Source organism: Psychrobacillus sp. PGGUH221 (assembly GCF_042055255.1).
Classification (GTDB): Bacteria; Bacillota; Bacilli; order Bacillales_A; family Planococcaceae; genus Psychrobacillus.
Genome location: NZ_JAQMHQ010000060.1, coordinates 1 through 255 on the forward strand (window position 1 = coordinate 1; position 255 = coordinate 255).

1 protein-coding gene is annotated in these 255 nt (G+C 33.7%); it reads left to right on the top strand.

The annotated features are described in order from the left end of the window. The coding region (locus tag PGC35_RS22250; RefSeq protein WP_375220734.1) for an SRPBCC family protein at positions 1–241 on the top strand (241 nt) is incomplete at its 5' end. Between the last annotated feature and the right edge of the window lie 14 nt (positions 242–255).

The following is a 255-nucleotide window of genomic DNA, read 5'->3' on the forward strand; positions in this document are numbered from 1 at the left end:
ACCAGACCAGTTTAAAGATATAATGAATAATGAAAATGAACTAACAATAGTAAAAGTAAGTTTTGAATCAGTTAATGAAAACTCTACAAAAGTCTGTGTACACCATACAGGATTTAAGGATGATGAAAGTTGGACAGATGCATTTCAATGGCATCAAATGGCTTGGTCTGGCGTTCTTAGTAGCTTAAAGTCTGTTCTTGAAAAAGGCGAAGGTAATTTATGTTGTCAACCTGTAAAATAAGCCTTACAAAACCG